This is a genomic window from Jatrophihabitans sp. YIM 134969, from assembly GCF_054456675.1.
This window is the reverse complement of the sequence record NZ_JBTJEQ010000025.1, coordinates 1-14,125: the sequence shown is the minus strand read 5'-3', so window position 1 is coordinate 14,125 and position 14,125 is coordinate 1. Positions and strand designations below refer to the sequence as shown.

Genomic DNA, 14,125 nt, shown 5'->3' with positions numbered 1-14,125 from the left:
GTCCCCGCGTCGCTCATGCCCGCCCGCTCATGCCCGCCCGTTCATGCCTGCACTGTCCCAGAGCCCGTCCACGGGGTTCGACCGACCGGATCCGACACCCGACCCGCCGGGGTGGGACTGTTCGGACGGCCCCCGCGGTTGACTCTGTCGAACACGTTCAAATCGAGCCTGTGAAACGGACCGGAGGAGGAGCACCATGGTCGCTGTGACCCATCCCGGCGAACGACCTGTTCTCATCACCGACGTCGGGGAGTCGCCCGAGGCGGAGTACAACCGCCGCCGCCGGCGCTACGGCGCGATGATGGCCGGCCGTGTCGTCTGCATCATCGGCGCGTTCGTCGTCGGGTCGATCTACCACAACATCTGGCTGGCGCTGATCTGCGTCGCCGGCGCCGCGGTGCTGCCGTGGGCCGCGGTCCTCATCGCCAACGACCGGCTGCCCAAGGCCGAGCGCGAACGCATGGCGCGCGACCGCCGGGCGGCCACGCCGGGGCTCACCGCCCTGCCGATGACGGCCTCGACCCCGCACGGTCCGCAGGACGGCGCCCACGACGACGACACCACGTCCCGCACGCCCCGGGTCATCGAGGGCTGACCCCCCGTGGGCCGGGTGGCACGATGGAGTCATGACCAGCCCCGGCACCGACACCCTCGAGCGTCCGGACGTCAGCACCGACGAGACGGACCCGGGCGAGAACGTCTTCCACTACGTCAAGAAGGACAAGATCGCGGAGTCCGCGGTGATGGGCTCCATGGTCCAGGCGCTGTGCGGCGAGGTCTTCCCCGTCACCCGTGCGCCGAAGCCCGGGTCGCCGGTGTGCTCGAAGTGCCGGGAGATCTACGAGGCGATGAACGACTGATCGTCGTCGTCCTCGGCGCGTCGCCGCGCCGGTGACCACAGCTTGGCGGTGGCGGGCGGCAGCACCGGGACCCGGTCGCTGATCACCGTCCACCCGCGGTCGACGATGCGGGCGGCCGCGGTGTCGCGCACGCGCGTGGGCGGCAACGACGGCCAGGTCCGCTCGATCGCGGCGTTGAACTCCGCGCCGAGCAGGACGCCGAGCGCGAGCACGTAGAAGAACAGCAGCGCGGCGACGGGCGTGCCCAGCGAGCCGTAGGCGTCGTTGCGGCTGATGACGAACGTGATGTAGGCGCGCAGCCCGGCGGAACCCGCGAGGAACACGGCCAGGGCGAGGGTCGCGCCCGGCAACCCCCGCAGCCACGAGAGCCGGCGAGGCGGCGAGAGCCGGTACAGGCTGGTCAGCCCGAGCAGGACCAGTAGCCCGACCACCGGGTAGTAGGCGGCGTTGACGACGGCGGCGGCCGTCGAGCGGGCGCCCTCGGGGAACGCCTTCGCGAGCAGGTCGGGGCCGAGCACGAGCATGGGCAGCACGACCACGCCGACCAGCACCGAGCCGAGGAACAGCCACAGTGCGAGCAGCCGGCTGCGCACCGCGCCCCGTTCGTCGCGCTGGCCGTAGGCGATGGTGATGGTGTTGACGAACGTCGCGGTGGCCGACGACCCCGCCCAGAGCGCGAGCAGGAAGCCGAGGCTGACCACCCCCAGGCGGTTCCCGTGCAGCACGTCGTCGAGGGTCGGGCCGATGAGCTGGTCGACCACCTGCGGCGAGAACGCCTGACCGAACGCCTCCTCCAACTGCAGGTGCGCTCGGATGACGGTGTCCGGCCCGATGAGGAAGCTCAGGTAGCCCAGCGACGCCAGCAGGGCGATGAGCAGCGACGGCAGCGACAGCAGCTGCCAGAACGCCGTCTCCGCCGACAGTCCGAGGATGCGGTGGTGCCAGGCCGACCGCACGGTGTCGAGCAGCAGCAGCCCGATCCGCCGGAGCACCGCGCCGGGGCTGGTGAGGATCTTGACGGCGCGGCGGCGCAGCGGGAACGGGTGTCCCGCGAACGCGCTCACCAGAGGTTCGACCACGGGTCGAGAGTCTGCCCCGCGACACCCCGTCGCCGACGGAGGCGCGACGCGCGGCGGGGATTACAGTTGCGCAGCGATGACGGCCGGTGCACCTGATCTGTTCGATCTCCCCGACGACGTCACCAGAGGTCCAGGTTCACCCCGGGCGGTGGCGGCCGCCCACGGCTCGGACACCCGGCTGCGGGCCTGGCAGCGTCGGGCCATCGCCGACTACTTCGACCGGCCGGCCGAGCAGGCCCGCGACTTCCTCGTCACGGCCACGCCCGGTGCCGGCAAGACCACGTTCGCCCTGGCGCTCGCAATGCGCCTGCGCGAACGGCGAGCGGTCGACCGGATCGTCGTCGTCGCCCCCACCGACCACCTGCGCACCCAGTGGGCCGAGGCCGCGGCGCGGGTCGGACTCGACCTCGACCCGACGCTGTCCAACGCCGTCGGTCCGGTCCGGGCCGACGCCGACGGCTACGTCACCACCTACGCCCAGGTCGCCACCAAGCCCGCACTGCACCACGCCCGCTGCACGGCGCGGCGCACGCTCGTCGTCCTCGACGAGGTCCACCACGCGGGCGACGGCCTGTCATGGGGCGACGCCGTCGGAGAGGCGTTCGGCGGGGCGGTGCGCCGCCTCTCGCTCACCGGCACCCCGTTCCGCACCCGGGCCGACGAGCAGATCCCGTTCGTGCGCTACACCGACGCCGGCAGCGGCGAGGTGAGCAGCGTCGCCGACGTCAGCTACGGCTACAAGGAGGCCTTGCGCGACGGCGTGGTGCGCCCGGTCGTGTTCGCCGCCTACACCGGCGTGGCCCGGTGGCGGACCTCGGCCGGAGAGGTCGTCGCGGCGTCGCTCACCGACGCCGGCACCAAGTCGGTCGAGGCGGCGGCGTGGAAGACCGCGCTGGACCCCGGGGGCGCGTGGGTCCCGCACGTCCTCGCGGCCCTGGACGACCGGATCGACGCCCTGCGGGCCGGTGGCATGCCGGACGCCGCCGGCCTGGTCCTGGCCAGCGACCAGGAGGCCGCACGGGCCTACGCCGACATCGTCGAGCGGGTCACCGGCCGCAAGCCCGCGCTCATCGTCTCCGACGACCCCCAGGCGTCCGAACGGCTCTCGCGCTTCGCCGCCGGCGACGAACGCATCGCCGTGTGCGTCCGGATGGTGTCCGAGGGGGTCGACATCCCGCGGGTCGCGGCGCTGGCCTGGCTCACCAGCTACCGCACGCCGCTGTTCTTCGCCCAGGCCGTCGGCCGCGTCGTGCGGGCGCGCGGGCGTCACGAGTCGGCGACGGTGTTCCTGCCGGCCGTCCGGCCGCTGCTCACCCTCGCGGCCGAACTCGAGACCGAGCGCAACCACGTCCTGCAGTTCAAGTCCTCACCGGAGACCGACGACCTCGAGGTGCTCGACGAGGTCGTCGCCGAGCGTGAGCCTGCGGACGGCACGGTGGGGGAGTACGAAGCGCTCGAGGCCGAGGCCGAGTTCGCGCACGTGCTGCACGGCGGCCGGGCCGTGGTGGCCGACCTGTCCGACGACGACGAGGACTTCGTCGGACTGCCGGGCCTGCTCAGCCCCGAGCAGACCGCCGCGTTGCTCGCCCGGCGTGACGTCGACGTCCGCAAGCGCGTCGACGCCGCCCGCCGCGGCGAGCTCCGCCGCACCGGAGACCCGGCCCCCGAGCCGCCGCCCGCCCAGGCCTCCTGGCGCGCTGCCGGTGACCTGCGCCGCGAGGTCAACCGGCTCGTCGGCGCCTACGCCGCCCGCACCGGCAGTTCCCACGCGCAGGTCCACGCCGAGATCCGCCGGGCCGTGCCCGGGCCGCCGTCGGCGTCCGCGCCGGCCGAGGTGCTCGAGGCGCGGCGGGACCACCTGCTGGCGCTGACCACCCGCTGACCACCGGGTCGGTCGTTGCACGGTGCAACGACCGGCGGCGGGGTCAGTTCTCCGTCTGGTCCTTCACGCTCGGCGCGTCGATGTTCGGCGGCGCGTTCCACTTCTGCAGCGTGCTCGCGGTGCACGGCCGGACCACGATCTTGCTGATGCCGGTGCCCTTCTCGAACAGGTCGACGGGGAAGGACGCCGGGTCGGCCGGCTGCAGGCACAGCCCGGCGCCCAGGCCCCCGGACCGGTCCTCGATCTGGTAGCTGGCGGCGTAGCTGCTGACCTTGGTGCGGACCGTCCAGCGGGTCTCGTCGGTGGCGGTCGTGGGGCACGCCGTGACCCGCACGTACCGGCCGGACCCCGACGACATGGGGCTGGTCAGGCAGTACGTGGTGCCGTTCCTCGTCGTGGTGATGCGGCCGGTGCCGACCCCGTCCGTGACGGCGGGGAGCGTCCACCGCTGGTTCCACGCGACCTTGGTCGGGTCCGGTTGTTGCTTGCACGGCCAGGCGATGAGGAACGAGGAGTCGACGTTCTGATCGGTGACGTCGAGGCAGCGGCCGAACTGGTTGTAGTTGACCAGTTCGTTGTAGGCCGCACCCGAGGCGCCGGCACCGACCGCGGCGGCGGGCTGCCAGCTGACCTGGTTGTCGTAACCGTTGCTGCCGACACACTTCGTCCCGAGCGTGACGTCGCTGCCCGGCACGTCAGGACGCGTCACGCCCCAGCACAGACCGTTGGTCGCCGCGCCGGTGTCGGTGCCCTCCATCCCGGCGTTGTCGTTCATGCTCCACCGTTGCTGGCTGAGGTTGGTGGCGGTGCCGCACGCCTGGAGACGCAGCGAGGTGCCGGCCACCTCCTTGCCCGAGGTGAGCGGGCCACCGTCGACGCACAACCCGTCGGTCGTGACGGCGCCCGCGGCGTCCAGGACACGGGTCGCGACCAGCGACACCGTGAGCGTCGTGTTGTACGCCCACTTCTGGGCCGCGGACGTCGTGTCGCACGCCTGCATGGTCACGACGCGCCCGGCGGTGAACGGCGCCGCACCCGCGTCGAGGCAGAGGTCCTTGCTGGTGGCGAGCTTGTTGACCCGGAACAGGCCCCCGACGATGTTGCTGTTGGTGGTCTTGACGACGTAGGTCGCACTGACGCTGCGGCTGCGCCCCGCCGGGAAGGCGGTGCCGGGGACGTCCGAACCCCAGGCCGTGATGCGCGCGAACGCCGGCGTGGTCTTGGTGCCGAGGCTCTTGACCACGCCGCCGACGGTGTCGGTGAGGCAGTCGACGACGGCGGCACCCGGTTGCGCCGGATCGGTGGAGTAGTAGGTGATCGAGACCTTGTAGTGCAGGTCCACGCTGCCCAGCACCGTCCCGGCCAACGGTGCACAGGGCAACGATCCGATCAGACCGGCGGAGGTGGAGTCGGACGCCGCACGGATCCGGGCCAGGGCCGTCTCGACCCCGCTCTGGGCCGCCGCGAGCTGGCGGGCGCGCCGGTCGTCGAAGCGTGCGCCCGACGCCGAGGTCAGCAGCATCGGCAACACCAGCGCCGCGACCGACGTCGCGACGAGCGTCACGAGCATCGCGAGCACCAACGACCCCCGGTCGTCACCGCCGGCGCGCACGGCCGCCATCCGCCGGCGGGACAGGGTCGAGATCGCGCGGATCATGGTCGGGTCCGTCCTTCGGTGCACACGGTGTCCGGCACGGTCGCGCCGGTCGAGTTGGCCGCCGTGTAGGTGACGTCGTGGGTGGTGGAGTCCCGCAGCTTCGTGCCCCCGGCGGTGGCCGTCACCGCGATCCGCAGGCGCGACAACCCGAAGGTGGAGTCGGCGGCGGAGCGGGTGAAGACCGGTGTGGCGGCGTCGACCGCGCCCACGCCGGAGGCGATGACCCTCCAGCGCGTCACGGTGGTGGCGATGCGGTCCTGGGCCCAGGACCGCAGCTGCAACTGCCGGGTGCCGCGGTCCAGCCGCAGTTCCTGGCAGGTGGGGGTGCCGCCTGCGGTCTGCAGCCACTCGACGTAGTCGTTGCCGTCGGGCGCCCGGGCCGGGGTGCTGTACCCCGAGGCCCACCGCACCAGCCGGTCGAGTTTGTCGAAGGCCTGGTGGGCCTGCTGCTGGGAGGACGACGCGGCGTCGACCCGCGCGCTCGTCGCCGAGGCCTGCAGCACCGCACCGGTCACGATGACCATCACGATCCCGGTGATGGCAACGCTGACCAGCATCTCGGTGAGGGTGAAACCCCGGTCGTCACGGCGGTTCCGCCACACGGCGACGACCGCGGACCGCGCTCGCCTCACGACACCCGCCACGTGACGTTGGTGGTGGCGGTCCGTCCCGCGGCGTCGGTGACGGTGAAGGTGATGGTGGTGGATCCGGCGGTGGTGGGCTTGCCGCTCACCACACCGGCGGACGTCATCGTCAGGCCCGCGGGCAGCTTGCTGGACGCCCACGTGCACGCGCCGCTGCAGCCGGTGGCGACCAGCGTGAGTGGTGTCATCGCCACGGTGCGGACCAGCGTGGGTGCCGCGGGCGGCGTGACGGCGAGCGGCAGGAGCACCTTCGCGGTGAGGGTCGCGGTCGAGGACCGCCCCCGCGAGTCGGTGACCGTGCACGCGGGCGTGAGGACCCCGACCGCGGCCGCGGGCACCGTGAGCACTCCGGCGGCGGTCACGGTCGCGCCGAGCGAGAGTCCCGTGCACGCCCACGTGTACGGGCCGGTGCCGGTGGCACCCAACCCGAGCGCGGTGGCGAGGTCGACCGTCTGCAGCGCTCCGGCGACGAGCGGCAGGGTGGCCGAGGTCAGCTTCGGCAGGGCGTTCACCGCCCAGGTGAACGTGGTCGAACCGAAGAGCTGGAACCGGTCGGTGGCCGTGACGGTGACGGTCGTGCCGGCGGTGACCGCCCCGAGCGTGCCGGTGAAGGTGCCGGTGTCCGGGTCGAGCGTGACGCCGGCGGGCAGGCCGGCCGCGGTCAGCGTGACCCCGCCGTTGCCGCCGGCGACGACCACCTTCGGCCCGTTGGCAGCGGAGATGGTCTCGCCGACGTCGGTGCCGAACCGGGTCAGGCCGTTCGCCATCGTCACAACCGGTGCCACCGCCTTGACGTTGCTGTTGAACAGCGGCTCGGTCGTGTTGGCCGCCATGAGCGTCGACAGCTCGTAGGTGCACGTGCCGCGCGGGCACGACCGGTCCGGCCAGGCGACGGAGACCACGACGTCGTACATCGCCACCGTGCCCGTCGTGGCCGCGGCCAGGCAGGTCTGGGACGCGTTGATGTTGCAGCCTGCAACGAAGAACGACTGTCGGTAGGTGACGCCGTCGACCGTGACGGTCAACGGCGTGGTCGGCAGCGCCGCCGCCCGACCCGCGCCGGTGCGGGCCGTGGCGTCGGAGCTCGCCGTCAGTCCCGCGAGCAGGGTGGAGACACCGGCGGGGCGGGTGGCCCACTGGGTGTCGACGGACGCCTTGTCGCGGCCCCGCACCACCGCCGAGCCCGACAGCGCGTGCGCGCGGTCCAGGCCGTCGGTGGCGATCCGCGACGCTGCCTGTCGCCCGCCCTGGACGTCGGTGCCGGCGGCGGTCGCGACGAACACGGCGCCGAGGCCGAGCATCACCACGGCGATGATCGCGACCGAGACCATGACCTCGATCAGGGTGAACCCGGCGTCGTCGCCGCCTGCGCGGTGGTCGGGCGGGAGGGTCCGGCTGGCGGGCACGGTCAGCCGCCGTTCCCGGCGGCGCCCGCGGTCGGCGCGACGAACGCCGTCATGGCCACGGTGAGCGTGACCGAGCTGCCCGTCGCGGCCTTCTCGGTGACCGAGTCGACGAGGACGGCGCGGGGCTGACGTGTCTGCAACGCGGTGACGAACGCGGTGAGGGCGTCGTAGTCGCCCCGTACCGACACCGTGATCGGCACCGCGTAGACGGCGCCGACCCCACCCGCACCGGTCCTCGCCCCACCGGTGGAACCGTCGGGTTCGGTGGCGTCGAGGGCGGTGACCACCGTGCCGGTCGAGGTGCCGAGGTCCTGCAACATCCGCAGGAACGCGGGCAGGGCCGCGGTGGTCGGCAGCGCGGCGGCGGCCGCGGCGAGCTCCTGGCGGTACCGCGGCAGCTTCGCCTGGTCCGCCTCGAGGCCCTCGACCCGGGTGCGCAGCTGCGCGACCCGGGTGTCGACGACGTCGGCCTGGCTGGTCACGGCCGCGGTGTCGGAACGGACCGGCGAGACGAGCACCATCCAGCCGGCGAGGCCGATGACCGCCGCCGCGACGATCGCCAGCGGCAGGGTCCACTTCTCGAGTCCGTTGCCGTTCGTGGTCGCGGGGGTCGCCGCCCGGCGGGCGGACCGGGGGGCGCCCGGACGACGCGTCAACTGCGGGATGCTGGTCACTTGCCGCCTCCGGTGGTCGGCGCCCAGCGGCCCGGTGCCGCCGTGCGCAGGTCACCGGTGAGGGCCACCGAGACCGTGAAGGTGTAGCCGCCGCCGTCGGACTGCTCGGCCACGGTGGACAGGAACGGGTCGGCGAGGCCGCCGAGGGTGTCGAGCTGCTCGACGAACGCCGCGATCGTGGGCTTGTCGGGAGCGGTGCCCTCGACGGTGAGCGTGCCGATGGCGCCGGGCGTCGTCGCGGGGCCGGACGCTGCGCCGGTGTCGCCGCTCCCGGTCCCGGCGGTGGCGAGGGCGCCGTCGACGGAGGTGAACGTGACGCCGCCGCGGACCCGGCCGAGTTCGGTGAGCAGGGTCGACCACGGGGTGTCGGTCGCCATGAGCGAGGCCAGGGTGTTGCGCAGGTCGGTGGCCTGCTGGCGCGTGGCCACGAGGTCCGCGTACTCCTCCTGCGTGGCCTGCAGGCTCCGCTGCTGGTCCTGCGCCGCGGTGAGGGCGTCGGTGGCCGTGGCGTGACCCCGGGTCGCCAGCAGCCAGGCCGCGGTGACCGCGAGCACCGCGGCGACGACCACACCGACCGCGACCCACCGGGTCCCGCGGCCGCGCCGCTCGGCGGCGGTCCCGCGGGGGAGCAGGTCGGCGCCGATCGGCAGCAGCGTGACGGTGGCGCCCTCGGCGCCGGTCGGGCGCGAGCGCGTGGTGGGTTCCGGACGCAGCCGGCTGATGACCCCGTTCACGACGCGGCCAGCAGGGTGAGCCCGACCGACACGGCGGCCGCGCAGCGGTGCACCGACAGTTCGCTGCCCTTCCCGCGCCGGGCCACCGAGCCGACCCGCATGAGTGGGTTGGCGAGGTAGACGTCGACGTCGAGTTCGTCGGCGAGGTAGGCGGTGAGCCCGGGCATGAGCGCGCCGCCCCCGCACAACCCGAGGCGGGTGACGGCCGTGCCGTTCGCGCCGCCCGCGAGGTACGCGAGCGAGCTGCGGATCTCGTGCACCAACGGACGCAGGGCGTCGGCCACGACGTCGGTGGTCCACGGGTCCTCGTCGGCGAGCACACCGACCCGGTGCTTGACCGCCTCGGCCTCCTCCTCGGGCAGGCCGAGCCCGGCGGCGACGGCCGCGGTGACGTCCGAGCCGCCGCGGGGGACGGTGCGGACCATGTGCGGGACACCGTCGGTGTGCACGAGGACGGTCGTGGTGCGGGCGCCGAGGTCGACGATCGCCTCCCGTTCGTGACCGGGGCGCGCGGTCGCGCGCAGGACCGCGAACGAGGAGAGGTCGACCCGCTCGACGGTCAGGCCCGCGCGCTCGACGACCTCGACGGTGCCGGTGACCTGGTCGCGCGGGGCCGCGATGAGCAACCCGCGGCGCTGGCCGGGCGCGACGGTGCCGGCGTCCGCCTCCAGCGGGTAGAAGTCGAGCAGCGCACTCTCGGCGGCCATCGGGAGCAGGTCGGAGACGAGGTTCGGCAGCGCCGCGCGCAGTTCCTTCGGAGCCAGCTCGGGCAGCGTGACCTCGCGGACGACCGCCTGGTGGCTGCTGATGCCGAGGATGACCCGCTTGCTGCGGAACTCCTTCTCGGACCAGATGTGCTTGATGGCGAGGATGACGGCCTCGGCGTCGTGGATCGCGCCGGCCCGGACCGCGCCCACCGGCAGCTCGGCCTGGCCGAACGCGGTGACGGCCGCCGGGCCCTTGCCACGGGTCGTCTGCACCGCCCGGATCGACGACGACCCGATGTCGAGGCCGATGTGGAGGGGAGCTGCCATGGTCGTTCTCCTAGCTGAGGGCGTGACGGAAGGGGACGCGGTGCTCACACGGTTGCGGACTGCAACGGTTCAGACCGTTGCAGGCTGCAGCAGCGTGAGGTACCAGTGCGAGATGGGAGCGGCGACGAACAGGGCGAGCAACGCCGCGGTGAGCATGAACGGGCCGAACGGGATGGCGGTCCGGCGTCCGACCCGGCGGGTGGCCAGCAGGCCGACGCCCGCGAGGCCGCCGAGCAGGAACGCGCCGAAACCGCCGACGAGCAGGGCGTCCCAACCGAGCACGCCCAGGTAGAGACCGAGCAGGCCGGCGAGTTTGACGTCGCCGAGTCCCATGCCGCCGGGCTTGAGCAGGGCCAGGGCGAGGTAGGCGCCGCCGAGGAGCGCCGCTCCGGCCAGGCCGCGCAGCGCGGCCGACAGGTCACCGGTGAGGACCACGGCCGGTGCGAGGAGCGCGACTCCGACGACGTAGGACGGCAGGACGATCGCGTCCGGCAGGCGCCGGGTGTCGAGGTCGATCGCCGCGAGGGCGATGCTGACGGCGGCGAGGTACAGGTAGGCCGGCAGGACCGGTGAGAACCCGAACCGCAGGGAGACCAGGACGAACACCACACCCGTCCCGAGCTCGACCAGCGGGTACCGCGGCGAGATCCGGACGCGGCAGTCCGCGCACCGTCCGCGCAGCACCAGCCAGCTCAACACGGGCACGTTGTGCCGGGGTTGCACGGGGGATTCGCAGGCCGGGCAGTGCGAGCCGGGCGAGACGAGCGAGTGCCCGAGCGGCACGCGGTGGATGACGACGTTGAGGAAGGACCCGATGACCACGCCCAGGAGGCCGACCGCGGACAGGCACAGCCACGGAGCCACGGACTGCAGCGCTGCGGTGTCGTTCACGGTCGGTCTCCCTCCTGGGCGTCGGACGGTCGTCGGGGTGGTGCGGATCAGACCGAGCAGTCGGCCTTGAGCGGCTTCTCGCCGGCGTCGGTCACGGCGCCACCGGTCGTGCTGTCGTAGACGAACAGGTGCTTGCCGTTGCCGTTGAGGCCGCACACCTTGTAGCCGTCGCCGGTCTTGGCGTAGTTGACGGTGTTGTTGCTGCCGACCGAGATGGTCTGCTTGTTGGCGCCGGTGCCGAGGTCGAGCGGGGTGCTCTCGGTGCCGGCGACCGAGTCGGGGTAGGCGTTGCCGTTGCTCGTGTAGTACTGCTCGACCGCGGAGATCGCGCCGCGGACGTCGGACTCGGCCGACTTGTTCTCGGCACCCTTGCGGTAGTTCAGGTACAGCGGGATCGCGATGGCGACGAGGATGCCGATGATCACGACCACGACGAGGAGCTCGATGAGGGTGAAGCCGCCCTCACGCTCCTCGTCGCGCCGGGACCGGAGAGCGTCGAGGGTGGTGTGGATGGACATGGCGGAGCCCTTTCAGGTGGGTGGAGCAGGGATGGGTGGTGCCGGCCGGGACGGCCGTGGGGTTCTCCGCGGTGCAGCGCGGAAGTGTGTGGGGCGTGCCGACTACGTGGCGCCCTGGATGTTCTGGTAGATCGTGAACATCGGCAGGTAGAGGCAGACGACCATCGTGCCGACGATGCCGCCCATGCCGACCACCATCACCGGTTCGATGGCGGCGGTGAGTGAGTCGGTGGCCTCGTCGACCTCGCGGTCGTAGAAGTCGGCGATCTTGTCGAGCATCGCGCTGATCTGGCCGCTCTCCTCGCCGACCTCGACCATCTGGCCGACCATCGGCGGGAACACCGAGTCCGGCCGGCTCATCGGCGCCGACATCGTGCGGCCGTTGCGGATCGACTCCTTGATGGCCTCGGCCGTCCGGCCGATCACGGCGTTGCCGGAGGTCTCGCCGACGACGTCGAGCGCCTGCATCGCCGGCACGCCGACCTCGAGCAACGTGCCGAGCGTGCGGGTGAAACGGCTGATCGCGATCTTGCTGAGCAGCGGTCCGAAGATCGGCAGCCGCAGCAGCAGCCCGTCGAACCGCAGGCGCCACGCGGGGCTGCGCCGCAGCTGCATCCGCACGCCGAGGACGGTGCCGCCGATCAGCACGAGCGTGAGCGGGGCGAGCCAGACCATGGCGTGGCTGATCGAGACGATGACCTGGGTCGGCAGCGGGAGCTCTCCGCCGAGCGAGGCGAACATGCCCTCGAAGATCGGCACGATGAAGACCAGGACGACCGCGACCATCGCCACCGAGAACAGCAGCACGATGCTCGGGTAGGTCATCGCCGACTTGATCTTGCCGCGCAGGGCCGCGTCCTTCTCGGTGATCTCGGCGATGCGCTCGAGCGCGTCGTCGAGGAAGCCGCCGGTCTCGCCCGCGCGGACCATGGCCACGACCAGGCGCGGGAACACCCGTTCGTGGCGGGCCATCGCGTCGGACAGCGACAGGCCGGACTCGATGTCCGAGCGGACCTCGCCGAGGGTCTTGGCGAGCGTCGGGTTCTTGCTCTGCTGTTCCAGCACGGTGAGCGAGCGCAGCAGCGACAGGCCGGAGCCGGCCAGGGTGGCGAACTGCCGCGCGAACACGGCGAGGTCCTTCTGCTTGACCCGCTTGGCACCGAACAGCGAGATCTCGCGCTGCAAGCCCTGTCCCGTGGGGTTCAGGGTCAGGGGCGTGAGCCCGAGCGCCCGGACCGCGGCCCGCGCGGCGTCGATGCCGTTCGCGTCCACGACCCCCTTGACCCGGTCCTGGTTCGCGTCCAGCGCCTCGTACGCCCAGGACCGGACGGCGTCGTCGTTCCCCGTCGCGGGGGCGGCGGCCGCCGGTGCCTGCGGCAACGTGGCGGTCACGCCGACACCGTCCGGGCGAGCCGGCCGAAGTCCTCGGACGAGTGACACAGGGTCAGGGCCCTGTCGAACGCGATGACGCCGGAGCGCACCAGGCTCGCGAGGTGCTGGTCGAACGAGAGCATGCCGTCGCGCCCACCCGCCTGCATGAAGGACGGGATCTGGTGGGTCTTGCCCTCCCGGATCAGGTTGCGGATCGCGGGGGTCGCGACCATCACCTCGGCGACGACCGCCCGGCCGGCGCCGTCGGCCCGTGGCGCCAGGGCCTGGGTGACCACGCCGCGCAGGGTCGACGCGAGCTGCGCGCGCACCTCGCCCTGCTGGTGGGCGGGGAAGACGTCGATGACGCGGTCGACGGTCTGGGCCGCGCTCTGGGTGTGCAGCGTGGCGAACACCAGGTGGCCGGTCTCGGCCGCCGTGAGCGCCGTGGCCGTGGTCTCCAGGTCCCGCAACTCGCCGACGAGGATGACGTCGGGGTCCTGACGCAGCGCGTGCTTCAGCGCCGCGGCGAACGAGGCGGTGTCGCCGCCGACCTCGCGCTGGTTGACCAGGCCGGTGCCGTGGTCGTGCAGGAACTCGATCGGGTCCTCGATCGTGACGATGTGCGGTGAACGCGTGCGGTTCGCGAGCGCGAGCAGCGAGGCGAGGGTCGTGGTCTTGCCGGAACCGGTCGGGCCGGTCACGAGCACCAGGCCGCGGGGGAGACCGGCGAACTGCTCGATCTGCGGGGGCAGGCCGAGCGTCTCGAGCTCGGGGATGACGGTGGGGATGGCCCGGAAGGCCGCGCCGCACACGCCGCGCTGGCGGTAGAGGTTGACGCGGAACCGGCCGATCGCCGGCGCGGTGTAGGCCAGGTCGAGCTCGTGGGTCTGCTCGAAGGTGTGCCACTGGCCGCCGTCGACGATCGTGCGCAGCAACGCCTCGATCTCCGGACCACCGAGCGGGCCGTGGTCGGCGAGGCGGCGCAGGTCGCCGTGCACCCGCATGGTCGGCGCGACGCCGACCGACAGGTGCAGGTCGGACCCGCCCGCGGCCAGCAGCTGCCGCATCATGTCGTGCAGGCCGTCGACGTCGGTGCGGGCCGCCTGGTGCCGCGCCTCGTGACGCGCGCCGAGCATCTGGACGTCGCGCGGGTCACCGCGGCGTTCGCGGGCCCCCGACGGCGCGTCCGGGGTGGGCACCCCGGCCAACCGGACCCGCGCCGTGCGGGTGTCGACCACTCCCGCGGGGAAGGTCGTGAGTCCGTGGACGGTCGGGGCGTCGTCGCCCGCGGTCGGCAGGGGGTGGACCGCCGCGAGCGGGCGGGTGTCGCTGCGGGTGGCGACGGCGACCGGCGCGGGCGTGGCGGCCGGCTCGG

14 protein-coding genes are annotated in these 14,125 nt (G+C 73.0%); 3 read left to right on the top strand and 11 right to left on the bottom strand.

Annotated elements, in window-relative coordinates; genetic code table 11:
* The first annotated feature begins 196 nt into the window (after positions 1 to 196).
* Both ACXR2U_RS14110 and ACXR2U_RS14105 read left to right on the top strand, forming a co-directional pair.
* Positions 197 to 595 carry a DUF3099 domain-containing protein gene (locus ACXR2U_RS14110; protein ID WP_458825690.1) on the top strand — a complete coding sequence of 133 codons (399 nt, stop codon included), beginning with the start codon at positions 197 to 199 and terminating at the stop codon, positions 593 to 595.
* A 31-nt stretch (positions 596 to 626) separates the two neighbouring features.
* A complete protein-coding gene (locus ACXR2U_RS14105) occupies positions 627 to 860 on the top strand; it encodes a DUF3039 domain-containing protein (protein ID WP_458825689.1) in 234 nt (77 codons plus the stop codon).
* On the opposite strand, the gene ACXR2U_RS14100 is transcribed toward ACXR2U_RS14105, so the two are convergent.
* Positions 839 to 1,939, bottom strand: a complete 1,101-nt coding sequence (locus ACXR2U_RS14100; RefSeq protein ID WP_458825688.1) for a YihY/virulence factor BrkB family protein — start codon at positions 1,937 to 1,939, stop codon at positions 839 to 841. The two genes, ACXR2U_RS14105 and ACXR2U_RS14100, sit on opposite strands and share 22 nt — an antisense overlap.
* 76 nt (positions 1,940 to 2,015) lie before the next feature.
* On the opposite strand from ACXR2U_RS14100, the gene ACXR2U_RS14095 reads away from it, so the two are divergent.
* Positions 2,016 to 3,821 carry a DEAD/DEAH box helicase gene (locus ACXR2U_RS14095; protein WP_458825687.1) on the top strand — a complete coding sequence of 602 codons (1,806 nt, stop codon included), beginning with the start codon at positions 2,016 to 2,018 and terminating at the stop codon, positions 3,819 to 3,821.
* A 43-nt stretch (positions 3,822 to 3,864) separates the two neighbouring features.
* Here the strand turns inward: ACXR2U_RS14095 and ACXR2U_RS14090 are convergent, their stop codons facing one another.
* The 10 genes from ACXR2U_RS14090 to ACXR2U_RS14045 form a co-directional block, all read right to left on the bottom strand.
* A complete protein-coding gene (locus ACXR2U_RS14090) occupies positions 3,865 to 5,478 on the bottom strand; it encodes an RICIN domain-containing protein (protein ID WP_458825686.1) in 1,614 nt (537 codons plus the stop codon).
* Positions 5,475 to 6,080, bottom strand: a complete 606-nt coding sequence (locus tag ACXR2U_RS14085; protein ID WP_458825745.1) for a prepilin-type N-terminal cleavage/methylation domain-containing protein — start codon at positions 6,078 to 6,080, stop codon at positions 5,475 to 5,477. Before ACXR2U_RS14085 ends, ACXR2U_RS14090 begins: the two co-directional genes overlap by 4 nt.
* A 26-nt stretch (positions 6,081 to 6,106) precedes the next feature.
* Complete coding sequence (locus ACXR2U_RS14080; protein ID WP_458825685.1) at positions 6,107 to 7,528, bottom strand: type IV pilus modification PilV family protein; 1,422 nt, start codon at positions 7,526 to 7,528, stop codon at positions 6,107 to 6,109.
* Between the two features lie 2 nt (positions 7,529 to 7,530).
* Positions 7,531 to 8,202, bottom strand: a complete 672-nt coding sequence (gene pilO, locus ACXR2U_RS14075; RefSeq protein WP_458825684.1) for a type 4a pilus biogenesis protein PilO — start codon at positions 8,200 to 8,202, stop codon at positions 7,531 to 7,533.
* A complete protein-coding gene (locus ACXR2U_RS14070) occupies positions 8,199 to 8,936 on the bottom strand; it encodes a PilN domain-containing protein (protein WP_458825683.1) in 738 nt (245 codons plus the stop codon). The genes pilO and ACXR2U_RS14070 overlap by 4 nt, the downstream gene beginning before the upstream one ends.
* The gene (gene pilM / locus ACXR2U_RS14065) at positions 8,933 to 9,970 is read right to left on the bottom strand and encodes a type IV pilus assembly protein PilM (RefSeq protein WP_458825682.1); all 1,038 of its coding nucleotides are present in this window, start codon (positions 9,968 to 9,970) and stop codon (positions 8,933 to 8,935) included. Before pilM ends, ACXR2U_RS14070 begins: the two co-directional genes overlap by 4 nt.
* 69 nt (positions 9,971 to 10,039) lie before the next feature.
* Complete coding sequence (locus tag ACXR2U_RS14060; RefSeq protein ID WP_458825681.1) at positions 10,040 to 10,861, bottom strand: prepilin peptidase; 822 nt, start codon at positions 10,859 to 10,861, stop codon at positions 10,040 to 10,042.
* 47 nt (positions 10,862 to 10,908) lie between these two features.
* Positions 10,909 to 11,379 (bottom strand): prepilin-type N-terminal cleavage/methylation domain-containing protein, encoded by a 471-nt coding sequence (locus ACXR2U_RS14055; RefSeq protein WP_458825680.1) that lies wholly within the window; start codon positions 11,377 to 11,379, stop codon positions 10,909 to 10,911.
* A gap of 102 nt (positions 11,380 to 11,481) precedes the next feature.
* On the bottom strand, positions 11,482 to 12,771 hold the full coding sequence (locus tag ACXR2U_RS14050; protein WP_458825679.1) for a type II secretion system F family protein: 1,290 nt from the start codon (positions 12,769 to 12,771) through the stop codon (positions 11,482 to 11,484).
* Positions 12,768 to 14,125 (bottom strand): type IV pilus twitching motility protein PilT (locus ACXR2U_RS14045; protein ID WP_458825678.1); only part of this gene is annotated, 1,358 nt, incomplete at its 5' end. The genes ACXR2U_RS14050 and ACXR2U_RS14045, both read right to left, overlap by 4 nt.

What these genes read in the sequence shown, in the direction of transcription:
- ACXR2U_RS14110 (WP_458825690.1), top strand. Translation starts at nt 197, where the DNA reads ATGGTCGCTGTGACCCATCCCGGCGAACGACCTGTTCTCATCACCGAC.
- ACXR2U_RS14105 (WP_458825689.1), top strand. Translation starts at nt 627, where the DNA reads ATGACCAGCCCCGGCACCGACACCCTCGAGCGTCCGGACGTCAGCACC.
- pilM (WP_458825682.1), bottom strand. Translation starts at nt 9,970, where the DNA reads ATGGCAGCTCCCCTCCACATCGGCCTCGACATCGGGTCGTCGTCGATC.
- ACXR2U_RS14055 (WP_458825680.1), bottom strand. Translation starts at nt 11,379, where the DNA reads ATGTCCATCCACACCACCCTCGACGCTCTCCGGTCCCGGCGCGACGAG.
- ACXR2U_RS14090 (WP_458825686.1), bottom strand. Translation starts at nt 5,478, where the DNA reads ATGATCCGCGCGATCTCGACCCTGTCCCGCCGGCGGATGGCGGCCGTG.
- ACXR2U_RS14095 (WP_458825687.1), top strand. Translation starts at nt 2,016, where the DNA reads ATGACGGCCGGTGCACCTGATCTGTTCGATCTCCCCGACGACGTCACC.